This is a genomic window from Paraglaciecola polaris LMG 21857 (genome assembly GCF_000315055.1).
Taxonomy (GTDB): Bacteria; Pseudomonadota; Gammaproteobacteria; order Enterobacterales; family Alteromonadaceae; genus Paraglaciecola; species Paraglaciecola polaris.
The window spans coordinates 1-22,866 of record NZ_BAER01000035.1 but is presented as its reverse complement, the minus strand read 5'-3'; the positions used below and the strand labels follow the sequence as shown (position 1 = coordinate 22,866).

19 protein-coding genes and 1 pseudogene are annotated in these 22,866 nt (G+C 43.0%); 14 read left to right on the top strand and 6 right to left on the bottom strand.

Annotation, left to right across the window (positions count from 1 at the left end; translation table 11 throughout):
* The first annotated feature begins 14 nt into the window (after positions 1-14).
* From GPLA_RS06500 to GPLA_RS06490, 3 genes are read left to right on the top strand one after another with little or no spacing between them, the layout of a single operon-like run.
* Entirely contained in the window at positions 15-2,276 is a 2,262-nt protein-coding gene (locus GPLA_RS06500; RefSeq protein WP_007104067.1) for a GumC family protein, read from the top strand.
* A complete protein-coding gene (locus tag GPLA_RS06495; RefSeq protein WP_007104066.1) occupies positions 2,273-3,001 on the top strand; it encodes a tyrosine-protein phosphatase in 729 nt (242 codons plus the stop codon). The genes GPLA_RS06500 and GPLA_RS06495 overlap by 4 nt, the downstream gene beginning before the upstream one ends.
* Entirely contained in the window at positions 2,992-3,747 is a 756-nt protein-coding gene (locus GPLA_RS06490; RefSeq protein WP_007104065.1) for a VpsP family polysaccharide biosynthesis protein, read from the top strand. Before GPLA_RS06495 ends, GPLA_RS06490 begins: the two co-directional genes overlap by 10 nt.
* 10 nt (positions 3,748-3,757) lie before the next feature.
* On the opposite strand, the gene GPLA_RS06485 is transcribed toward GPLA_RS06490, so the two are convergent.
* From GPLA_RS06485 to GPLA_RS06465, 5 genes are all read right to left on the bottom strand, one after another.
* Positions 3,758-4,162 (bottom strand): hypothetical protein, encoded by a 405-nt coding sequence (locus GPLA_RS06485; RefSeq protein WP_007104064.1) that lies wholly within the window; start codon positions 4,160-4,162, stop codon positions 3,758-3,760.
* Positions 4,159-5,559, bottom strand: coding sequence for an O-antigen ligase family protein (locus GPLA_RS06480; protein WP_007104063.1), 1,401 nt, complete (start codon positions 5,557-5,559; stop codon positions 4,159-4,161). Before GPLA_RS06480 ends, GPLA_RS06485 begins: the two co-directional genes overlap by 4 nt.
* 112 nt (positions 5,560-5,671) lie before the next feature.
* The gene (locus GPLA_RS06475) at positions 5,672-6,340 is read right to left on the bottom strand and encodes a hypothetical protein (RefSeq protein ID WP_007104062.1); all 669 of its coding nucleotides are present in this window, start codon (positions 6,338-6,340) and stop codon (positions 5,672-5,674) included.
* 239 nt (positions 6,341-6,579) lie between these two features.
* Positions 6,580-8,532 (bottom strand): bifunctional diguanylate cyclase/phosphodiesterase, encoded by a 1,953-nt coding sequence (locus GPLA_RS06470; protein ID WP_007104061.1) that lies wholly within the window; start codon positions 8,530-8,532, stop codon positions 6,580-6,582.
* A 21-nt stretch (positions 8,533-8,553) separates the two neighbouring features.
* A complete protein-coding gene (locus GPLA_RS06465; protein ID WP_007104060.1) occupies positions 8,554-9,201 on the bottom strand; it encodes a transglutaminase-like cysteine peptidase in 648 nt (215 codons plus the stop codon).
* 579 nt (positions 9,202-9,780) lie between these two features.
* Here GPLA_RS06465 and GPLA_RS06460 point away from each other — a divergent pair.
* The 11 genes from GPLA_RS06460 to GPLA_RS06410 all read left to right on the top strand — a co-directional run bounded on the left by GPLA_RS06460 (position 9,781) and on the right by GPLA_RS06410 (position 22,464).
* Positions 9,781-10,770, top strand: coding sequence for an NAD-dependent epimerase (locus tag GPLA_RS06460; protein WP_007104058.1), 990 nt, complete (start codon positions 9,781-9,783; stop codon positions 10,768-10,770).
* Between the two features lie 470 nt (positions 10,771-11,240).
* Positions 11,241-12,413 (top strand): glycosyltransferase, encoded by a 1,173-nt coding sequence (locus tag GPLA_RS06455; RefSeq protein WP_007104057.1) that lies wholly within the window; start codon positions 11,241-11,243, stop codon positions 12,411-12,413.
* Complete coding sequence (locus GPLA_RS06450; protein ID WP_007104056.1) at positions 12,406-13,002, top strand: serine O-acetyltransferase; 597 nt, start codon at positions 12,406-12,408, stop codon at positions 13,000-13,002. Before GPLA_RS06455 ends, GPLA_RS06450 begins: the two co-directional genes overlap by 8 nt.
* Positions 13,003-13,038: 36 nt before the next feature.
* Positions 13,039-14,328 (top strand): O-antigen ligase family protein, encoded by a 1,290-nt coding sequence (locus GPLA_RS06445; protein ID WP_007104055.1) that lies wholly within the window; start codon positions 13,039-13,041, stop codon positions 14,326-14,328.
* 105 nt (positions 14,329-14,433) lie between these two features.
* Entirely contained in the window at positions 14,434-15,531 is a 1,098-nt protein-coding gene (locus tag GPLA_RS06440; RefSeq protein WP_040514055.1) for a glycosyltransferase family 4 protein, read from the top strand.
* Positions 15,528-16,655: a glycosyltransferase gene (locus tag GPLA_RS06435; protein WP_007104053.1), complete on the top strand. Its 1,128-nt coding sequence runs from the start codon at positions 15,528-15,530 to the stop codon at positions 16,653-16,655. Before GPLA_RS06440 ends, GPLA_RS06435 begins: the two co-directional genes overlap by 4 nt.
* Positions 16,656-16,778: 123 nt before the next feature.
* A complete protein-coding gene (locus GPLA_RS06430; RefSeq protein ID WP_040514053.1) occupies positions 16,779-17,645 on the top strand; it encodes a glycosyltransferase family 2 protein in 867 nt (288 codons plus the stop codon).
* Positions 17,646-17,721: 76 nt separating this feature from the next.
* Positions 17,722-18,702 (top strand): glycosyltransferase family protein, encoded by a 981-nt coding sequence (locus GPLA_RS06425; protein ID WP_007104051.1) that lies wholly within the window; start codon positions 17,722-17,724, stop codon positions 18,700-18,702.
* A 24-nt stretch (positions 18,703-18,726) separates the two neighbouring features.
* A complete protein-coding gene (locus tag GPLA_RS06420) occupies positions 18,727-19,668 on the top strand; it encodes a glycosyltransferase (protein WP_007104050.1) in 942 nt (313 codons plus the stop codon).
* 91 nt (positions 19,669-19,759) lie between these two features.
* On the top strand, positions 19,760-21,223 hold the full coding sequence (locus GPLA_RS06415; protein WP_007104049.1) for an oligosaccharide flippase family protein: 1,464 nt from the start codon (positions 19,760-19,762) through the stop codon (positions 21,221-21,223).
* A gap of 281 nt (positions 21,224-21,504) precedes the next feature.
* Positions 21,505-22,464 carry a glycosyltransferase family 2 protein gene (locus GPLA_RS06410; protein ID WP_007104048.1) on the top strand — a complete coding sequence of 320 codons (960 nt, stop codon included), beginning with the start codon at positions 21,505-21,507 and terminating at the stop codon, positions 22,462-22,464.
* A gap of 197 nt (positions 22,465-22,661) precedes the next feature.
* On the opposite strand, the pseudogene GPLA_RS23930 reads toward GPLA_RS06410, so the two are convergent.
* Positions 22,662-22,866, bottom strand: a pseudogene (locus tag GPLA_RS23930) (polysaccharide pyruvyl transferase family protein); the annotation flags it as partial.

Sequence of the window (22,866 nt, the reverse complement as noted above, 5' to 3'; positions counted from 1 at the left end):
GTATCTAGATAACTATGTCAGCGCAATCAAACGGACAATTAGAGGCGAAATTGCTGAGTTCAGAAATGATCGATTTAGGCCATTATTGGCAAACTATTCGTCGTTATTTGTGGCGTATAATCAGTCTTGCGGTTTTTATTACCGTACTGGTAGCCCTTATCGTGATGTCGATCACGCCAGAATATAAGGCAACGGCTAAATTACTGATTGAATCGAATCAAGCTAAGGTGCTTTCGATTGAAGAAGTATACGGCCTTGATTCCAGTCGCAAAGAGTACTTTCAAACTCAATACGAAATTTTAAAATCTCGTCAAATCGCCGAAAAAGTAGTTGAAAAGCTGAAACTTTATGAGAATCCTACCTTTGCACCTGGGTACGCAGATAGCCAAGCAAATTTTATTAGCAAGCAACTGGCCGCGATTAAAGCCAGTGCTATCAGTGCATTGCCGTTTTTACCGCAAAAAGAGACTGTGGTATTGACCGAAGCGCAGCAACTTGATGCACGCAAACGATATGCCACAGCCAAAGTGATGCAGGCGCTGGAGATTAACCCGCTAGTTAATACGCAAATTGTTGAGATAAGTTTCGAGCACGAAGATCGTCAGTTTGCCGCCCTTGCGGCTAATGCAGTAGGTGATGTCTATATCGAAAATTACCTTGAGTCTAAATTAGATATGACCACCAAAGCGACCACTTGGTTAAACGAAAGCCTGCAAGGGTTGCGCACCAAGTTAAGCACTGCGGAAAAGCGCCTGTCTGAGTTTTATGAAACTGAAAAGTTAGTGAACATAGACGGTGTGGTTGGTTTAGCGGCAGATGAACTGCAAGAACTCAGTCAACAACTGCTTAGTGCCCAAGCCGCCTATAACCGCGCTGAGACCCTATACAATCAAGTTAATTCAGGTGCCACAATCAGTGAGTTAGCTGATTTACCCGAAGTCATTAATCACCCTGCGGTGCAAAATGTTAAGCGTGAGCAAATAGGTGCCCAAAGTCGTGTGTCTGAATTAAATAAGGTATACGGCCCCAAGCATCCTAAGATGATTGCCGCTCAAGCAGAACTGCGTTCAATTCAAGACAGCTTGAACGATCAAATTCGTTCTTTGGTCTCAGGGGTGAATACTGAATTCAGCACAGCTAAACTTAAACTAGCTGCCCTTAAACGAGAAGTAAATGACAACAAAGAGAACTTCCGTAGTTTAACCAATCTCGAAAGTCGGCATAAAGCGCTGCAGCGCGAAGTGGACATCAACCAGCAGTTGTATAGCTCGTTTTTCACTCGTCTCAACGAAACGTCTGAATTAGGTGGTTTTGAGTCAGCCAATGCGCGTATGCTCGATTTAGCGGTACCGCCAGGCGGTCCGTTTAAACCTAAAAAAGGCCTCATCATTGCGGCTGCATTTATTGTCAGTCTGGGCTTTGGTGTGTTCTTAGCCATTGCCATGGATGCACTCAATAGCGGCATACGTTCAGTGGAAGATGTGGAGCGCAAACTGGGCCAACGTATGTTGGGCTTGATCCCATGGGAAGCACACAATAAGAAGAAAAACTTATCTATCAGGCATTTCTTCGACGGCAAACGACACACCTTTAGTGAAGCAGTGCGTACCTTAAGAACCAGTTTACAATTACTGAATATCGACAAGCCTTCAAAAACCATCTTGGTTACATCAAGTGTGCCCAAAGAAGGTAAAAGTACCGTATCTATTAACTTAGCATTCGCTATAGGCCAATTGAGTAAAGTGTTATTAATTGACACTGATTTGCGCCGCCCAACGCTCGCCAGTCAATTTGGTCTGCCGGGCTTTCAGCCAGGTATTGCTAATTTAATTGCAGGCACCCATACGTTGGAAGAGTGCATAGTGACTGACGAAATGTCAGGGATTGATTTAATTTGTGCAGGTACTGTACCGCCAAACCCGCAAGAGCTATTGGCTTCTGACAGCTTTAAAGTTTTGATGCAAGACTTGAAAGGGCGTTACGAGCACATAATCGTGGATAGCGCGCCAACCCAAGCAGTCAGTGATGCCATAGTGGTGTCTAAAGTATGTGACTCTGTTGTGTATGTGGTTAAGGCTGATAGTACCAGTGACAAGTTGATAACCAGCGGTTTGAGCCGTTTCTTGCAAATGGGTCACCGAGTCGATGGTGTGGTGTTAAACCAAGTTGATTTGCGCAAAGCAAAAAAACACGGTGAATACACAGGTTTTTATGACCAGTATGGATATCACAGTTATAATACCGACATGAAGGCCGAAAATAGCAAACAATCTTGATCGACTTACACAGCCATATATTGCCCGGAATTGACGACGGCGCCGCTGATTTAGCTGCGTCGTTAGCAATGGCAGAGCAATCGGTTGCGGTGGGGGTGACACACATGGTGTGCACTCCTCATATCCATCAAGGTTATTTTGATAATGACCCAAGTACAATCTCCCAAGCCTACCAATCTCTTGTTTCACATTTAGCCCAAGCACAATGTCCTCTTAAATTATCCTTTGCCGCAGAGTTGAGAATTACCCCAGATATTATGCTGTGGCACAAAACAGGACAAATTCCGTTCTTAGGGCGCTGGCACGACAAAGACGTTATGTTGCTTGAGTTGCCCCATAGTCATATTCCGCCAGGCACAGAAAATTTATTACGTTGGCTGCTTAAGAATAATATTCAGCCGGTTATCGCTCACCCTGAACGCAACCGTGAGATTATTGCCAATCCTGAGCGTATCTATATGCTTAAGCGCATCGGTTGTTTATTTCAGATCACAGCAGGCGCTTTCATTGGACGCTTCTCTGATGCAGTGCGTGAGACCGCCAGAGTCTTTTTACAAAAGGACCTGATCACTTATGTGGCGTCCGATACGCATAGCATACATCGCCGGCCAAATGATATGGATAAAGCTTATATGGAAGTCGCAGCGTTAAATGGCAAGGACTGTGCCCAGCGTTTATTTAAAACCACCCCCTGGTTGATTACCCAAGGTAACCAATGGCAATAGCATTTCCCCGCACGATTACTGACGCTCGAGTATTTATTAAGCAGTATGTGGCGGTATTGTGTTTTGCATTCTTGGCCTTTGTCTGTCTTATCGCTGCCCTGAAGTTTACCGCGGCCAGCTTTGATTATTATCAAGTGCGCAATATCTTGGCTTCTTGGCAAGAGCAGGGCAACGAGCAAACAGTGGGTGAATACCAGTTAGCCAAAACAGCAATTGAATCAGCTATAGATAGCCAGCCTAGTCATGCGCTTTATCAGGATTTATTAGGCCAAGTCTATGAGTGGGGTGCGTTAGCAGGCTACGAGGACAAAGAACAAGCGCTCAGTGCGGCCAAAGCACATTATTTAAAAGCAACCCAGTTGCGTCCGTTATGGCCCGTTACCTGGGCGTCGTTGGCTATGATTAAATGGCGCCAACAAGAGTTTGATGACGAAATGCTGACCTATTTACAGCATGCCAATGCGCTGGGACCGAAAAAACCTGAAGTACATCTGCTCTATGTGCAATTAGGTATGGCGTTATATGCCTCCAATCACCCTATGTTATTGTCTATTCGTGAAACGTTTTACCAGCGCATAAGCTTAGGTTTGCGCGACTCGAAAAGTAGAGCAAAAGTGCTAGCTTTGATAAAACAATACCAAGCAGATAAACGTGTCTGCCGATGGCTTAGAAACGAACCTTTGTCTGTTCAGCGCATGATCCCTCATTGTCCAAGTCGAAAAGACCTAGCTAAATACCTGCGTTAAGGCAAATACGTTAGCTCTTAAACCAGTCCCAAATCCCAAATGAGTAATCGGGTAATAAGTCGATACCTGCGGCTGATTTCAATAAGTACAGTAATAATAACCCTATCACGGCAGAGAAGGTCATAAACCCAGCTAACATGAGTGCGTTAACGAATCGGCTTGCACGCAATTGCGCTCGGGTCATATTACGGTGGTTTTTCCCCGCGAGTATCACGTAGTAATAACGATATTTAAGCCAAGGTATAGTGCCGCGTAAATCGATAGGATGATGACCCCACTGACGACTACTGACCGCATTTCTAAGGTGGGATAACTGCTCTTCGCTAAATGACGCTTGCACCGCGGGAGGCATGCGTTCAAGCAAATTCACAATCGCGGGGTCTTGTTCTATCGGCCCACTGAACTTAGTACTCATGTGCTCACCTGTTTAACGCGGCGCTTTTTACCCGTTGTGACTTTTAATTGGTTTATCGACAATGACAGCGCCAAAAAAACCACAAAATAGCAGGCATTGGCCGGAGCTTGCAGCGGAAAATCTACCGTCATATGGATCGCCATACCAAGCATTGCCATACAGCAAGCAAAGGCAGTCCCTTTAAATATCGACGGCCTACGCTTTCGCATGGCCCGGATACTTTTTAAGAAACACCAAATGACCAACATGGCTAATAGTAACGTTGCAAATAAGCCGTATTCTATGGCCATTTGCAGATAGTCATTGTGGGCATGGTCATAAAACGAATTGATATTGGCCACTTTATAGCTTGGGAATGTACTGTAAAAACTACCGCCACCGGAACCAAATACGGGGAAGTCTTGTACCATGGGCAAAGCGTCGATAACCACTTCGTCGCGCCCCTCCTGGCTAAGGCTAGTTGCCTCTAAGCGCTCCTGTACTTTATCTAAACCGAACCAAGCACTCACAATAAATACGTCGATCACAAACATGCTTATAATTAAAATAGACAAGCTTCGGCTGCGGTTTTTGATGATGAGCAAAGCCAATATACCAATCAGTGTCATAGCCGCAAAAAACGCAACATTACCCATACGTGAACGGGACATAACCAAAGCAATCACCATAATGGCTAGACTAATTCGTATCAGCGCCTTACTGCCCAAAAGTGTCGAAAGAATAGAACGGATAAAATCACGACGGGTGCCACCTTGGTTACCTTGCAGTGTTGCAACCATCAAGCCTATGCCTGCGGACAAACATAGCATGATGAAGTTTGCGAAATGGTTTTTATACACAAAGCTGCCCGTGGCGACGTCAGCAACAGGTAGACCGAATAATAAACTGTATTGCGTGCCTGATAATATTTCTAAGGTACCATACAGTGCTTGTAAGGCGCCGCTGGCAAGTATGGTCAGCAATATCAAGCGTAAACGTTTTTCCGTGTTAACCAATACCAAAACGACAATCAGCAAGCAAAAATAACTCAGGCTTTTGAGTAAATTTATCTGACTTTGCCCCACATCCAGCGATAGGTGAAATTGCGCTACGCCATAAGCTAATTGAGTGTCGTAACTGGTGGGGCTTAAAAATGCAACTAACTGCGCCGGCATTGGAATAACTTGTAGCGTTGCTAAGGCTAAAAATGCTAACCATAGTCCTATGGGTAATCTGTAGGCGCGTAAACCCATCCATGCTTGTTGTTTGCGTAAATAAGCACAGGTTAACGATAGCGAAAAAATAACTAATTCCATTAACCCCCAAGCCCAAGGGCGATTTGAACCTAGGGGAATAGGTAGCCAAATAAGCAAACCTAATAAGACGTAAAATGAGTAGCGATGAAGTTTGGTGTTCAAAAGATCCCTTTGTGCCATTTTAGCCGCTTGGAAAATAGATATTGGTTATAACGTAATGATTATAAATAAAAAAGCCAGGTTTTAAACCTGGCTTTTGTTAAACAGAATAAGACTAGTTCGTTGAGGCAGTGGTATCGCCACCGCCAGCACCGCCAGCACCGACACCTGCGCCCGCAGGGACACCAGCAACAGCAACATTACCACCCGCAGCTGTAGCGGAAGATACAGTAGTTGGATCCGCACCTGCAGCAATAGCGGCCAATAACGCATCATTGGGCTCGACTTCACCGGTCGTAATAGCGGCGTCGATGACGTCTTGGGCAAAACTAGGGTAAAGCGTTACCGCAAGCTGAATAATGTTGGCAGCATCGCCTGGAAATGTTTCGATTGAGCCTTTGGTGGTATCGGTTAATTTATTGAAATTCACCATGTTGCGCATGAAATTGGCACTAATTCCTTTATTCAAGCCCACCACTAACCTAGCCGTGCCGCTCAATAAAGCATCCTCTTCCCGAGTGACATTGGCAATCGTTTGCTCTACCGCGTCATTTAAGGCAATACCACTGGTGGTTAACTCGATTATTTTTAAATGGATAGTGCGACCTGGTTGCTTGTCATCACCAAACAATATGTTTTGCGGCTCGTCAGGTTGCGCAGCTTTTGTAGCGGGCTGTTCAGCATTTATCTGTGCTGGCTGATTTTTTACCCCAGCCTGCTGTGCTAGCGCGACAGGTGCAATCATGACACCAGACAACAATAAGGAAATGAGTAAACGTCGCATAAAAGCTCCAATATATAAGTGTGTGAGCGTGGATCTCACTAACAACACTGGGATGATAAGTTTAGTTGACTGAAAAAGCAACATTAGACTAAGGTCGACCAGGTAAAAAAACGTACCTTTTCAGTGATTTGCTAATGGTCATTATTAACGATCAAGTAACGGTTAGCTGACTATTTCGCTAATATTTATAAAGGCTTATAAATATTAGCGGTCGTTATTTAGTTAATAGGACTCCATTTTTAGCTAACGTTTGAAGTCGATACGCTGGTATCGGTAGGCATACCAATGTGATAGCCCTGTAAGTAGTCTACAAACAAGTCCAGCAAACACTGCGCCTCTGCATCACACTCGACCATTTCGGCAATCACCTGAATATTTAGCCCATGGGCAATATTAACCAGCGACTGCACAAATAGCTGATTATCCGGTTCGTTATGTATATTACGAACAAAGCGGCCATCTAGTTTCAAATAATCGGGGCGAATTTTACGTAAATGGGTGATCGCGGCTAATTGTGCGCCAAACCGCTCAACAGTGATTCGCACGCCGCGAGATTTTAACTGCCCAATAAAATGGACGAGGTCTTGGGTGCCGTTAACAAGCGCACGCTCAGGTATTTCTAGCACCAGCTTGGCGCACGTCGCACCATCTTGGGGTAGAGTATTCATTAACCATTGATGAAAGCTTGCTTGGCTAAGGGATAAACGGGACACATTCAAACCAATGACATGTGGTGTGTCATTTAGTTGGGCGAGGGCACTGGCAATCAGCAGTTCATCTAATTTTTGAGCATAGTTCAGTCGCACCGATGCCGGGACCAATTGTCCCATGGGTAAATAGCCCTGCGCTTGGCCGGTACTAAAACGGGCAAACCACTCAGCGTATAATGTGTCGCCTTTGTGGTTTTTGATCGGTTGGGCGACAAAATCCGCGTGGTTCTGCTGTAAAATGGCATTCAACTGAGTGCGCCACTGGGTATTACTGTGTTGCACATCATGTTGCTGGGCCAGTTGCCATTTTTCGCTGTTTACACTGGCGCCAGATAATGCCGTGTCAGCGCGCTCTAATACATCGGTTCGTGAATCACCAAAACTAAAAGAGCCCACCCCTACGTGTGCAGTGCCTAATCTATACTCACTTTTTTCAATGGCATTTAGCTGGGCAATAATGGCCTGAGTGAAGCTAATGCAAGGCTGTTTTGCGGCGTCTTCAAGCAAGACAACAAAGTCAGCCCCAGACACACGGTATAAAACCCCATTTAGTTCGGGTTGCTTGAGTGCGTTTTTTAATTCTTGGCTGACCAGCTTCACATATTCGTCGCCGGCTTGATAACCCTGTTCGCTGTTGACTTCATTTAAGCTGGTTAATCGGATGAGCAATAAGTAGCCTTGAGAGTGCTGCTCTGAATCAGCTAACAGTTGCTCAAAAGCCAGCTCGAAGGCACGTCTATTGGCCACACCCGTTAATGGATCTTGATAGGCGAAATTACGGTAACGTTCTGCCTGATTGGTTAATTGGGTAAATAATTTAGCCAGTTGAGCGGACATGCGGTTAACTGCCGTCACAATACGTTTGAGCTCTGGTGTGCGGGGTATCTGTTTGATTTGCTCGAATTGTTGCTGACTGATGGCGTCGGCTTGTTTTACCACCGCCAACAGTGGTGTGGTGATCATTTTGACCAAGGCATATAACATCAACAGCGCTGTGATGAAAACGGCTAAAATCATCCAAAATGCTTGCACCGCGTTTTGCCATAATTGTTGGTAACCAAAACCAGGATGGCTTTTTACGGTTAAGGAACCTGCCATCGTCCAGCCGTCATTAATATCGGTGGCACTTTCAGGGGGCTCAAGGGGCAGCATTTCCCGAAACCATTTAGGCACATCTTCAACGTTATTAGGATTGTGTTTTTCGAGCAAAATGTGTTTTTTGGCGTCACGTAACACCATGCTCTGATAAAAGCCTCGGTCGAAAATAGCGTTCATCATGGTTTCAACCACAGGCAAGTCATCGGCTTCAGCCATGTAAGGTGCGATTGACAAGCCCAAGGACGTTGCCGTGTCTTGCGCGTGTGACGCGAGCTGCTGAGCGACGAAATCACGGGTGTTGTTTACGTTGATCCAAAGCGTACCAATAAACACCAATATCAGCACAGCCAGTAGGCTTAACCCCAGTTGTCTAGACAACGGCATAACAGATTTCCTTACGCATCATTAATCGCCCATTTGCATTCGTTTGTTTAAATCGTTCCATAAATTATTGTTGCCCCCTTGCTGCACTTTTTGCCCACGGCCTTGCTCTTTCGCCAACCATAAACCGTCACCGTTAAAGCTATAAATTGGCAACAAATCACGTCTACGCGAAGCGGGTAAAATACGGCGGTTGATATTATCGAGTACCAAGGGTACTGAATTTGGTTCTTCGTAGTAGGCCAGCACCATGTGCGCTTGCCTTATGCGGGTTGCGGTAACGTACATTAAACGCAACTTTTCAGCGGGTACGCCAAGCTCTTTCAAGCTAAAAAATTTAGCGATCACAAAATCTTCGCAGTCGCCGCCATGGGTGGCTAAAAACTCTACCGGTGTGGCCCAGTAGTCATCTTGATCCCAATGTTCAATGTCATCGACGAAATCAAGTTCATTAAAGAAGTTATTTATTTGGTAGAGTTTTTCATCAATGGGCAGGGCGTGGCTGTCGTTCAACAACTGTTGCCAGTTCTGCACGCGCTCAAGGGCGTCGTCATCGTATTGATCACGAATTTTGTTAAACAGCGCGTCATTAAATACAATATTGCTATCCGCTACCGCACGTAACAGGAATAAAAACAACACTGTAGTAATGATGAAACAAAAAAAACGCATGGGCCTAACGAAATCCTTTACCCACCTAAACAACGGTTGGGGATAATGCAATCAAACGTGATTAACCTGATTGCTCGAGGCGACAATGACCGAGCACTCATGGCATAATAATAAAACGCAAAAGCGCTATGCTCACCATAAAGCCGACGCAATACAATATGTTAATATTGAGAATGGATAGTACGTTAACCTAATTGGCAATGGCAAAGCATTCTTATTTTTCGCCTTTATGTTGGCGGCAACATCATCTTGCTTCGGGGCATTCGGGGGTATTTCATCGCAGCCAAAACGAACTTGATTAGCCAGTGGATAGCAACAAACCTGTTATTCCACAGCGTGAAATGGTGCAATATGTGCAGGGGCAATCTATGCAAAAGGTATATGAATAAGATAAATGCATTCTTTGATGCAGCGATATTTAACTACATTAAAGCCTTCGGCTTTGAGATAATGCACTTCTGGCAGCATTAGAACAATCAATAGCCGCATAATTGCGCTATACCAAGCCTACCAAGGCAAGATGAGCGACTTGTCACCGTATGAGTTGGTATTCACAACACATTTTTAACGAGATCACATATGAAATATTTAGTAACCGGCGCCGCTGGATTCATTGGTAATTATGTTGCTGAGAAACTTTGTTCACAAGGGCATGAGGTGATCGGACTCGATAACCTGAATGACTATTATGATCCAAAACTAAAATTAGCCCGCCTGCAACGTATTGAGCATTTCACTAATTTCACCTTTGTAAAGTTAGACATTTCTGACCGAGACACTATTGCCGCGTTATTTGCTGCAGAAAAGTTTGAGCGAGTTATTCATTTAGCGGCGCAAGCAGGGGTACGTTACTCGATTGAAAACCCAATGGCGTATATCGACTCGAACCTAACGGGAATGGCCACAATCCTTGAAGGTTGTCGGCATAATAACGTTGAGCATTTGGTGTATGCGTCTTCCAGTTCAGTTTATGGCGCGAATAAAAAAATCCCTTTCTCTGAAAATGACCGGGTCGATTACCCTGTGTCACTGTATGCAGCAACGAAAAAGTCCAATGAGCTTATGGCACATACCTATAGCCATTTGTATTCTCTGCCGACAACCGGTTTACGCTTTTTCACTGTTTATGGCCCTTGGGGGCGCCCAGACATGGCACCGTTCCTTTTCACTGATGCAGTGGTCAACGACCGCTCGATTAAAGTGTTTAATCAAGGCAAGATGCAGCGAGATTTCACCTATATAGACGATATAGTGGAAGGCATTTTGCGCATACAGAACGTGATACCTCAGCCAAACACAGAGGCGGCAGCTTCGTCAGAATCATCTCCCTTTTATAAACTGTATAACATAGGCAACAACACGCCTGTAGAGTTAGAAGAGTTTATTCGCTGCATAGAAAATGCATTAGGGAAAAAAGCTGTCAAAAACTATTTACCTATGCAAGACGGTGATGTGGTCAGAACCTTTGCTGATATTACCAACTTAGAAAAAGAAATAGGCTTCAAGCCAGAAACAAAACTACAAGACGGGATCAATAATTTTGTTCAGTGGTTTAAAGATTATCACTAGCCTTAGGTGTTGAAATTGACGCGCGTTAGCGCAGAAATTTACGGCAATCATATTTAGGTGACTATCATGCATAGTAACACTCATCGTGATTGCGGTGAGCTTTTGTGCAAAGCGGCTATCGTATAGGGCCTAACGCCTAACGCCTAACTTATAGCGATTGCAGCCGTCATCACGACAATAACCGAATGCTCGTGTCATAATAATTAAATGCACAAGCGCTACGCTCATAATAAAGCGAGGGCAATATACCAGATGAATAATGAGCATGGTTGCTGGGTTAACTTGAACCCGAATAAGAAAGCCTTCTGTCTTTTATGTGCTCGCTGCATAATTTTGGTATTATGCTTGCTTGAAGGCTAAAGATTGTCGCATCTCGTAATCAAGGTGAAGCAACAACAAACAAGCGTGATCATGCATTGCTGCCACTAAAGCAATATGGATTTTGATTTAATTTAGAGATGTAGCATTCAATGTTTAATAACAGTAATAAATCTATCGCCTTTGTGATCAATTCCCTTGAAGGCGGCGGAGCAGAACGGGTTATTTGCAACTTGTTACGCACCATGCAAGACACTTTTACCAGTCAAAAGTGTAAAGTTTACCTATTATTGCTGGATGATTTACCTGAAGAACAGCAGTGTCCAGATTACGTTGAAAAGGTTACCTTAAATGCTAAGGGTAAATTAATCCCCAGCTATCGCCAGTTGAGTCAATGGGTAAAAACAACTCAGCCTGATTTACTCGTTAGCTTTTTAACACGTAGTAATGTGGTCAGTACTATCATTGGTAAGCGGCAAAATATTCCGAGCGTAATAAGCGAACGGGTCAATACCAGTAGCCATTTTGCGACATCTCGCACCGGTTTCATCAGTAAATTCATGGTCAAAGCCGTGTACCCTAAAGCCACATGTGTGGTGCCTGTGTCCCAAGGGGTGATGCAAGACTTAGTCGACAACTACGCGGTTCCTGCAGTGAAATGCAGCGTAATGTATAACGCTTATGATCAGGCAAGCCTACTCGAAAAATCTCAAATAACCGTCAATGACTTGCCGCAAAAAACCTATTGCATTGGGATTGGCCGCTTAGTGGCAAACAAGAACTTCACCTTAATGATCAAGGCATTTGCGAAAAGCGACAGTCAGCGCGATTTGGTGATTTTAGGCCAAGGGCCAGACATGCCAGCACTTAAAGCTCTGGCAAAAGAGCAGGGCGTTGAATCAAGAGTGCATTTACTCGGTTTCAGAGAAAACCCGTACCCCTATTTAGTCAATGCCGATTATTTAGTCTCTACTTCTAACGCGGAAGGGTTTCCGAACGGTATTGCCGAGGCCATGTGTTTAGGTAAACCCGTTATTGCCACGAATTGCCAATCTGGCCCAGCTGAAATACTCACCGGGGACAACAACACCCGAACAGAGAGTTACTTGGCGGCCGAGCACGGGGTTTTATGTAAAGTGAATGATATTGATGCAGTTAAAAGCGCCATCAATGTCATGGAAGAACAAGGTTCGATTGAAAAATACCAGCAAAAAAGCCAACAACGAGCGCTGGATTTTTCATATCAACATATGCAGGCGACCTTTAGTAATGTAATGAATAAGGCGCTTAAAAAAACTGAAATTAAAGAAACGACAAATGATTAAAACAAAATCTGACTATTATCATTATTTAGAACAAGATCGCATGGCGCTGAACGTAAAAGGTAGTTTAAAAGATCACCTAACGCATGACATCTGGCATTTTCAAAAAGCACTACGTAAGCTTGAATTTGTAAAAAACACCGCATCAAATATCCTTACAAAAAGTTATGCCGCTTATTTACAATTAAAAGTCAGGCGCTTAGGAAGAAAATTGGGGTTTTCAATACCTGCAAATGTTTTTGGTCCAGGTCTTTCTATTGCTCACGCAGGAACGATAGTAATCAACGGAAGGTGTAAGATCGGTGCAAATTGTCGAATTCATGTTTGCGTCAATGTTGGAGGGGGATTGTCGAAAAAAGCTAACCCGCCCGTGATTGGCGACAACTGTTATATTGGTCCTGGTGCGAAAATATACGGTGATATTACATTAGGCAACAATGTTGCAGTGGGGGCTAACGCAGTGGTAAATACATCTTTCGATAGCAATCTCACTGTTGGGGGGATACCTGCGAAAGTTATCTCGGAAAAAGGGCCTCTTGATATTTTGAAGAAATCTAGTTTAGGCCTATCAAGCGATTCGGGTAAGAAATAATCATGACGTTTTTGCAAAAAATGAGAACTCTCGTTTATGTTTGATATTGTAAAAATAATTATGGCTTTGATTTGCGGGATAATTGTATTTAGAACCTGCAAAAATACTGCGAATAAATACCTGATATTCGTCGTTTTTGCTTTATGGCTGCGTTACACCTTATCTGCATTTCATCAAATCACCTATGACCCTTTCATTGCCGGGTTCTCACTTAATGCCTTAGGTTCAATTTCGGTGGTGCTGTTGGGTATTTTAATACTACCGAACATTACGTTTCGCTTGCGCCAATACCTAATTTTTTACGCATTTTTTGCCGTAATTATTGTAAGTGGTGTCATCAATCAAGAATACAAAGGGTTAATTAACGTACTCGTAAAGTGGGGCTACTTTTTTGTACTGAGCGCAGGGGTATTCTTGGCTTTACGTTTGCAGTCGGCAAAAGTAGTGTTTAAGACCCTTTTGGTACCATTTTTATTACCCGTATCACTGCAAATATTATCGATACTATTGGGTGAAGTGAAAGCAACAGAAGCAGACGGTTCTGCTAGTTATATAGGTGGTTACAACCACGAAGCGGCCTTCTCAATGATCATTGTTGGCTTTATTTTAGTGCTGGGTTGGTTAGAGCGAAAAACCATAAGATTTCATGCGCCGATATTTTTTTTAGCCGTGTTTCTGCTGGTATTGGTTAACTATCGTACCTCCATGTTGGCAGTATTACCTGTGGTGCTTATCTTTATTTTAACCATGTTAAGTGAGCGATTCGAGTCAAAATACAAGTTACCGATTTTGGCTTTCGCATCGATCCCTTTTATTATCATTGGCTTAGTTGTGTCATCTAGTCTGGCCGAGCGCTTTAGTGATATTACCCTGGTATTTACCAATTTCGACAGTCTTCTAAAGGCCCCAATTTATTATTCTGAGGCAGACAAAGATATTTTCTCATCTCGGGTGTACCTATGGAGTCAGTACCTATATGCATTTTTTACTTCTGACTGGATAAATCAATGGGTTGGGTTAGGGCCGGAACACTGGTCCGGACGATTTAGCCACTATGCACATAACGCGTACGTGTCATATATCTACGAATACGGTTATATAGGGATTACGCTTTTCTTGGGAATGAACTTTTACTTGCTCAAGCAAGCATTGAATAATCGCTCAAAAGTGCTGGGTAAAAAGTTGTTTTTTTCGGTGCTCGGTATCATGGTCATGAACTTATCTACTATGCCTTTATGGAACATAGAAGGCTTGATTTGTTACGCGCTCATCGCCGGTGCCATTTTTGCCAAAGGGCAACCACCTATATCCCGAGAGACCGTCTAAACGGCATTCGGTGTGGATACATTAAGTTTGCAGTCATTCGTGTAGCGTTTCGAATTTAAACGCTACACGAATAGAAGATTATTTAAGATTAAAGGTAATAGCAGTATGAAATTGTGTGCAATAGGATTGCGGGGAATACCCGATGTCATGGGCGGTATAGAGTCCCATTGTCAGCAGCTTTACCCACGCCTAGTCGCCCAAGGTGCCCAAGTCACCATATTGGCGCGTTCACCCTATGTGAAAAGCACTCCCTATGAATACCAAGGGGTGAAGGTCATTCCTGTATGGGCTATGCGGCATAAATTTCTAGAGACGTTTTTGCATACCTTTGTAGCCATATTTTATGCCCGTTTGTTTGTGCACCCTGATGTGATCCATTTACATGCTATTGGCCCAGCATTATTTACCCCACTAGCCCGCTTATTGGGGATGAAAGTCGTGGTAACCCACCATGGCGCTGATTACGACAGGCAAAAATGGAATGCCTTTGCCAAAGGTTTGCTAAAAACAGGCGAAACCATGGCCATTACTTTTGCCAATAAAATATTAGTGGTGGGTAAGTCATTAACAGATAGGCTGAAGCAAGAAAACCCGAAACAGGCGCATAAAATTGAGTTTGTGCCTAACGGCGCACTAGCTGACTTTGATAACAATGTGACACTCGACGATTTGCAGGCAACGGGCCTGGCACTCGAGGCACAAAACTACATAGTGACGGTAGGGCGTTTAGTGCCCGAAAAAGGCTTTCACGATCTGGTGCAAGCATATTTGATGACTGATATTACGCAAAAATTAGTCGTAGTGGGCAGCACTGATCACCAAGACGAATATTCACGTGAGTTGCTTAGTAAGGCATCAGAGCGAGTTATTTTTGCTGGTCGCCGGGAAGGCGCTCAGCTCAAAGCCTTGTACAAGTTTGCCAAGTTGTTTGTATTGCCGTCTTACCACGAAGGCCTACCCATAGTCGCACTAGAAGCCATCAGTGCTGACACACCTGTTTTACTCAGTGATATCATGCCTAACCTCGATATCGAGTTAGGAGCAGAGCATTATTTCAAAGTGGGCAACCATGCTGATTTAGCCAAAAAGTTAGCGCTTGATATACCTAAAGCCCCAAAAGCTGACATTTTGGCCAAATATGATTGGGATCAAATCGCCCAGCATTCATTGTTAATGCTGAACCAGGCGGTAAACAAATCATGAGTCCCACGAATAAAAATAACAAACGGATTAAAATCGCGGTTATTCACCCTGAGTGTGGCGTGAGCTGGAACGGCGGTTCGCAAATCAGCGCCTATGAAATGGCCGAGCACCTGGCGGTACATTACGATGTTGAGCTACTGTGCGCTGAAAAAGTCGGCACTGTCAGTGTGGTATTACCCTGCGTGCCAAGAGGACGTTCAGCCAACTGGCTTGCTACGTCTTTTATCGGTGGCTTATTTCGCAAAATGTTTGGCTACCCAGGTATGGTGATTGAAGCAGCTACCAGCTTTTTCCCTTACTTGTTTCACCTTTTAAAGTCTAAACCCGATGTCGTCTACCCAAATAATGATTATGGGGGCTTGGCTATCGCATGGGTATTAAAACGCCTTATCGGCAGTAAAATTCTGTATACCGAGCGAGCGGGCTTACTAAGCGATGGTCATGTTCTTAAGCGCAACATGAAATTTAAGCCTGATCATTTGGTAGTCTTCAACGAAGATACGGTGAAAGCCGTTAACGCTTGGTACCCAGATCAAGCTGTTAGTGCTATTCCAAACGGTGTGGATTTAAGCCGTTTTTCCACAAACGGCGACAAATTTGAATTTTCGCTAACTGGCAAGTTAGTGCTGTGCGTGGGCACACTAAACCGCAAAAATCACAAGCGCATGGAGCTCATTATTAGCGCGATGGCAAACGTACCTCAAGCCAGCTTGGTATTGTGCGGCGACGGCGTCGACAAAGACTACTATATCGCCCTAGGGCATGAATTATTGGGCGAAGACCGTTTCATGCAAATGTCATTAACCTTTGATGAAATGCCCAAACTCTACCGCAGTGTTGATTTGTTCACCCTACCGTCGGCTAACGAACCGTTTGGCAGGGTATACCTTGAAGCGCTCGCCAGTGGTACACCGGTCGTTGCCCCTGACGATGCCATGCGCCGTACTATTATCGGTGACGCAGGCATAGTGTGTGATGTTGAGAGCTGCGAACAATACGCACAGGCACTAACAACCGCTCTGGAAACCGATTGGCAAAGCAAGCCCATGGTTCAGGCCAGTAAGTTCAGTTGGGCGGCAGTGGCATTGCAATATAAAGACGTGATTGATGAAATGGTGAATTAGCGAAATCTGTTTAATTGCTATTTGGGCACGTTAGCTTTGCAAGTATCGTAACCGCCTAGTCGCACCCCGTTAAGGTAATTATATAGTCCTATTTATGTAGGGACATTTGAATTGAGTAAAAATATGAAACAATACAGCTTTACCGTGGTTATCACGACCTACAATCGACCAGACTACCTGTTGGAGTCACTCAAAGGGGCGCTTAATCAAACGGTAAAACCTAAAGAGATATTGGTGATTGATGATTACTCGTCAAAGGATTATCAGGATGTGCTTGACCAGTTTGATCGCAGCACATTTCAATATATTAAATTGAAACAGCCCTCTGGTGCTAATGTGGCACGAAATACCGGTTTAGAGCTAGCCACTGGGGACGTGATTGCCTTTCTTGATGACGATGATGTGTGGGATAATGATTATCTTGAACAACATTTAGCTGAGCTGCAAACCGCCGATGCTGTGACTTGCGGCTTTCGCTTCTTGGAAACCCCAGACAAAACCCGCATTAACCCCATCATCAATATCACCCAAGAAGTGATTAAAAACGGCAATAAGTTTTGCGGTATGAGTGGCATGACCTGCAAAGCCGAGTTGGCGAAAAAGCTTAAATTTGACGTCGAACTGAAAAATAGCCAAGACTGGGATTTCTTTGTACGTATCACACTTGAGGGGGCAACTTTCGTAAATATCCCTAAACCCATTTATCACTATCGCCGGGGGCACGTCAGTATTTCGACCGAAGTGAAGAGCATGCCCATCGAAAAGGTTTACCCCAGATTAAAGGCATTTAAAAAGCATAAAGCGTTTTTAGGCTCCCATGCATATAGCGAGAGGGTGTCAGAGCAAGTGTTGAGTTTTATCGGTGACAAATCGAATAAATTGCAGTGGATCTGGGTATCGATCAAAGAAGCGGGATTGGTCGCGACCTGGAATGCGCTTATCATGCGAAGATTGATGCCAAAATTATTGGGTAAAAGTAAGCTTCCCTAACATTAAAGATAAATGTAAAACCGATATCCAATTTCATTAATATTAAGACGCTTTAAATATTTGGTAAGCCGTGAGTATGAATTTATATATCTACCCAACACGTAGCAAAAACAAGTTCTTAGAATTGAATAAAGATGCGTTACGCAGTCTTGATTTTCCAGTTAAAAAAATAGATCACTCGTTTGTTTTTGATTTATTACGTTTTAAAAAAGACAGCATAGTGGTACTGAACTGGGTAGAAGATCGTGTTTATGGACGTTCCTACAAAACGGTATGCCAATATTTTTTTAAGATGGTAGCACTGATCATTTTCGCAAAACTGTTCGCTAAAAAAGTTATTTGGGTGCGACATAATTTTCAACCCCATAATGGTAGCAAAACGAATTACCGCTATAAGTTTTTATGTGGTTTATATAAGGTGATGGGGATTAAAGCGACCTCCTTAGAAGCGTACTGCTCTAAACCTTCATTATTACATCCATTATATAAAAAAGACGCGACTTTAATTGCAGATATAAACAAGCCTTTGCTAATAGATGAGAAGCGAGACTATCTCGTAGCGTTTTTCGGCACGGTAAAACCGTATAAAAATTTGCACGACGTACTGGATACTTGGCCCAAAGACATTCCCCTCAAGATAGCGGGTCGTTGTAGTGATGCAGACTACAACTCTTTATTGCAAGAAAAAGTTGGACGGCGAGGGTTACAGGTGCAATGGCTAAATAAGTTTTTGCATAACGATGAATTGGACGACCTATTGAAAAAGACTCAATTCGTGTTACTCCCCCATGCTGATTCGACTGTTATCAGTTCCGGAGCGTTTTATCATGCAATTGGCCAAGGGTGTAATATTATTGCCAGTGACACTAAGTTCGGGCGTGCGAAAGCATCACAACATCAATTTGTAACCATTTTCGATCCGGCGGTTACCTCCCGCAAATATTTAAACGCGATTTATGTAGACCGTACACAGGTAATGCGAGAAGCGCTGGCGTGTTACGGCGAAAAACAAGTATCTGCAGCGTGGGCAAACGTACTAACGTCAAATCACAGCTAAATACCCGATACAAAAGGAAACAAAGTGGATACCAGCGTTAATACAACAGTTACATCACCAAAAATCAGTGTGCTGATACCGGTTTATAATGATATTGACCGGATAGAAGCTTGCTTAAGCTCCCTTGAAAAACAAAGTATGTCGCGAGATACCTATGAAATTATCGTCATTGATAATGGGTCGACAGATGGTACCTACGAGTTGTTAAAACAAATCACAGCTCCCAGTGCTAATGTCGGTTTTACCGTAACTCAGTGCCTAACTCCCGGCTCGTACGCTGCACGAAATCACGGTTTAACCTTAATGAATGGGCAATATGCTGCATTTACTGACTCTGATTGCATTGTCTCAGCCCAGTGGTTAACCGCGCTGTTAGAAGTGATTGAATCACAGCCCAATGCCGTCGCGGGTGATGTGATAGTGGCGGGTAAAATGACGTTTTTCCCTGACCCAAACAAACACACAGAGCAAAGTGCGATTGATTTCGAAAATTTGTTTTCCATGAAGCAAGACCAAAATGCCCAAAATGGAAAATGCATCACTGCCAATTTTTTCTGTTCAATGGCCTTGTTGCAAAAATATAATGGCTTCGATCAAAAACTTAAATCCGGCGGCGATGTAGAGCTAAGCACCCGGGTGGTAAAAGGCGGTGGTCAGGTTATTTATTGCGAAAAAGCACTGGTAACGCACCCTTCACGTAACGTCAGCGAATTACTCATTAAGCGCCAGCGTATTATTGGCGGTACATGGGATGCACAGTTGGCGACCAGTGGGGCAGGGGCAAAATTACACTTTTGCTGGCGACTGCTTAAAATGTTTCTCGGGCGGAGTAAAAAAGTACTAACCAGCCCCTCTTTATCTACCCAGCGGCGGATTCAACTCGTGTACCTGTTACTGCAAATTATGACCATCAGCTTAGCTGAATTAATAAAGCTAATGTGGGGCAAAGAGGCAAACAGAGTTTAAGAAAATGAGTGGCAGCATAAAAGCCTAAAATTAATAACACGCTATACAACAACACTGATACACGCAGATTAAATGGATGAGTAAATAAGCAATGCCACTTAAAAAACAAGCCACAAAAGGCAGTATGTGGATTTCAATCACCCGCACAGGCATGAACGTCATAGACTTTGCCGTTTATGCCTATTTGGCGCGTATTCTCACCCTGGAAGAATTTGGCCTGGTGGGTTTCTGTTTCTTATTTATCGAGTTTGCCAATACTCTGGTCAATGCCGGTATCAACCAAAACTTAGTACAGCGTAAAACCTGGGACGACGGATATGCCGCCAGTACCATGACATTCGTTTCTGGTATGGGCTTAGTGGTGGCTGCGTGCTTAGTCTTTATTGGTGCGCCTATCGCCCATTACTCATACTCTACCGTAGCCGCTTATGTAGTGGCCAGCTTGGCACCCATAACCATTATTATGAGTTTACAGGTGGTGGTAACAGGTAAACTACTGCGTGAGTTTAAAAATAAGCAAATGGGGACCGCCAAGTTTATTGCCACTGTTTTCTCTGGGATATTGATCATCGTCTTAGCGGAAATGGGTTATGGCTTGTGGTCGTTGGTCATTGGTAAGTTGGTCAATGCCGTGCTGGAATTCGCCTTGCTCACCTATGTTTCTGGGTTCAAGCCAAGGTTTCACTTCGACCGAGAAGACAATAAAGAGCTAATTAGCTTCTGCTTACCCCTGCTATGGATGACGATCATGACCTTCTTTCATCGCAAAGCCAGTAACATGTTTACCGGTATCGTGTTAGGGCCAGCAAGTTTTGCACTATTAGCGGCAGCTAAAAAGGGTGAATTAGTCATCAATCAAATCACTATGAGCTCTATTAATTCGATGGTGGTGCCGAGCTTTTCTCGTGCCAAAGAGAGCGCGAATATAGGCGACCTGTATATTAAAATGGTGGCGATTACCGCAACCCTAGTACTGCCTATTTTTATGGGCTTAGCGGCTATAGCTGACCCGTTTGTAGTGGTCGCCTTCGGTGATAAATTTGCCCCCAGCGCAATTTATATGACGATTTCTGCCTTTATTATGTTCCCGTCAGTCGTTGCTTGGTTTTTACCTAATTTATTAATATCCAGAGCAAAAACCAAAGAGGCGTTCAAGCTGACGCTGATTAGTGTGCTGAGTAATATATTGGTTGCCGGGGCAACTATATGGTTTGGTGTTACAGTGATGCTCACCGCTTTAGTCATCACTAACTTCCTGATATTGCCATTGCGCTTCAGTATTGTTGCTCGCCATATCGATATCGATATCAAGAAACTGATTAAGACACTTGTTCCACCTTTTGTATGTGCGTTAGGCTTGTTTTTATGTGTGTCAGGTAGTAAAACTTACCTTGATGATTTTATTGCTAACGACATAGTCTTGCTTATGGTGTTAATTGTTATAGGCGGGATTTCGTATCCCCTACTCGCTTTTATTCTCTTTTATAAGAATACAAAGGAACAAGTTAATGAAATTAACGATATGTTTTTCGGTCGCAAGAAACTTAAATCCTAATTTTTTTAAAATCAATTTTTTACCGAAAATTATCTAAAATTTAGGCTGGATCGCAAATATAATTTTTAGTTTAGAATTTAGAAAGTCAGTTACAATTTTAACTCTGGAACGAGTTCTAATCCATAGTTGAATTATTGTTAGTTTTTTATAACGACACTGTGTCGGTTGTTCTTAATGATATTAACGCCAAAACCTTATTATAAAACGCGATGTGATATTTTTTTACCAGCAATAATAAGGTTTTGGCTTCTTAAGATAGCAAAGTAGAGTTGAATTTAACCATGAAAGAATCACCGTTAGTAAGTATCATATTGCCAGTCTACAACGTCGAATTGTATTTGGCTGAATGCTTAGACTCGGTCTTGACTCAAAGTTATCGTAACTTTGAATTAATTGCAGTAAATGATGGCTCTACAGATAATTCGAATAATATATTATTAGAATATCAAGATAAGTTTCTTGAAAAATTAGTAGTTGTTGAGCAACCCAACAAAGGCTTGTCGGCAGCACGAAATACGGGGTTAGACAAAGTTAAAGGCGAATTTGTCTACTTTCTCGATAGCGATGATTGGATCCTAACTGACACCTTAGAAAAATGTGTAAATACGCTGGTCAAAGATAATTCCGATTTGGTTGTGTTTAATGCCAAGGCATTTTGTGATGATATGCCTGTAGGTTTATTAGACAAACTTGATTACACTCGAAACCTTCCTAAAGAGCACTATAATAACGGCCATCAGTTGTTTGTAGACTCAAGATGTGAAGGTACTTACATTGTGCAGTCTTGTTGCTACATTTATCGCTATAACAGCCATCCTGCTCTGCGTTTTATCGAGGGTATTCTGCATGAAGACCATTACTTTAGTACGTCACTATTTTTAAGTTCCTCCAACATCCATGTCTTAACCGATCGATTCTTTCAACGACGTATCCGTAAAAACTCGATTACAACGAGTTCACTGTCTATGAAACACGCTACTGGTTACTATGAAACGGCAGCAATTCTTCATAAAGAGTTATCGGAGAAATCAATTCAATCGAAAGAATTATCTGAATATTATAATTATATGATTTACACAGGAATTAAAATCGAGAGGGAAATCAGGCAGGGCCATATGAGTTTTACTAGAAAAATTGAACTCATTTCTACATTTAATAGTATATTAACTTTTAAAGAACGTCTGCGTATTATGTCACCCAGATTTTATAATAAATTGGTAGATACTTTAAAGAAAAGCTAACGTAGTGGCCATGGCTTGGGCTAAATAAGTAAAGCTCAATGTGTTGAAACATATTTTGGACAGTTTTTTTAATAGATGTGGATGATACTGTTAATGATGGTTTTGTGAAGGGCGCTGTTTAACTAAGCTGACAGCAACTATTTGAATATAGTCGCTGTCAGTTTTTAGCTGTAAATGAAGCTTTAATACCCGCTTTGCTAATCGATTTTTTGTTCTTGTGCCAATACTTCTACAAGATTTTCATCATTAATCCATTGCTTAAAATAATTCAAGTTTTTGCCATAGGAATTGTCTAAAAGTTTAATGTTTTTGCCCAATAAATAGGCAAGAATAAAGCCATGAAGTCGATCTGTATAAACGGTATTGTGCAGATTGAAATAGTTTATTGATCTAAATATTCCC

Coding starts and splice junctions, on each gene's coding strand:
- GPLA_RS06500 (WP_007104067.1), top strand. CDS start 15: ATGTCAGCGCAATCAAACGGACAATTAGAGGCGAAATTGCTGAGTTCA.
- GPLA_RS06490 (WP_007104065.1), top strand. CDS start 2,992: ATGGCAATAGCATTTCCCCGCACGATTACTGACGCTCGAGTATTTATT.
- GPLA_RS06485 (WP_007104064.1), bottom strand. CDS start 4,162: ATGAGTACTAAGTTCAGTGGGCCGATAGAACAAGACCCCGCGATTGTG.
- GPLA_RS06475 (WP_007104062.1), bottom strand. CDS start 6,340: ATGCGACGTTTACTCATTTCCTTATTGTTGTCTGGTGTCATGATTGCA.
- GPLA_RS06470 (WP_007104061.1), bottom strand. CDS start 8,532: ATGCCGTTGTCTAGACAACTGGGGTTAAGCCTACTGGCTGTGCTGATA.
- GPLA_RS06465 (WP_007104060.1), bottom strand. CDS start 9,201: ATGCGTTTTTTTTGTTTCATCATTACTACAGTGTTGTTTTTATTCCTG.
- GPLA_RS06460 (WP_007104058.1), top strand. CDS start 9,781: ATGAAATATTTAGTAACCGGCGCCGCTGGATTCATTGGTAATTATGTT.
- GPLA_RS06455 (WP_007104057.1), top strand. CDS start 11,241: ATGTTTAATAACAGTAATAAATCTATCGCCTTTGTGATCAATTCCCTT.
- GPLA_RS06450 (WP_007104056.1), top strand. CDS start 12,406: ATGATTAAAACAAAATCTGACTATTATCATTATTTAGAACAAGATCGC.
- GPLA_RS06445 (WP_007104055.1), top strand. CDS start 13,039: ATGTTTGATATTGTAAAAATAATTATGGCTTTGATTTGCGGGATAATT.
- GPLA_RS06440 (WP_040514055.1), top strand. CDS start 14,434: ATGAAATTGTGTGCAATAGGATTGCGGGGAATACCCGATGTCATGGGC.
- GPLA_RS06435 (WP_007104053.1), top strand. CDS start 15,528: ATGAGTCCCACGAATAAAAATAACAAACGGATTAAAATCGCGGTTATT.
- GPLA_RS06430 (WP_040514053.1), top strand. CDS start 16,779: ATGAAACAATACAGCTTTACCGTGGTTATCACGACCTACAATCGACCA.
- GPLA_RS06425 (WP_007104051.1), top strand. CDS start 17,722: ATGAATTTATATATCTACCCAACACGTAGCAAAAACAAGTTCTTAGAA.
- GPLA_RS06415 (WP_007104049.1), top strand. CDS start 19,760: ATGCCACTTAAAAAACAAGCCACAAAAGGCAGTATGTGGATTTCAATC.
- GPLA_RS06410 (WP_007104048.1), top strand. CDS start 21,505: ATGAAAGAATCACCGTTAGTAAGTATCATATTGCCAGTCTACAACGTC.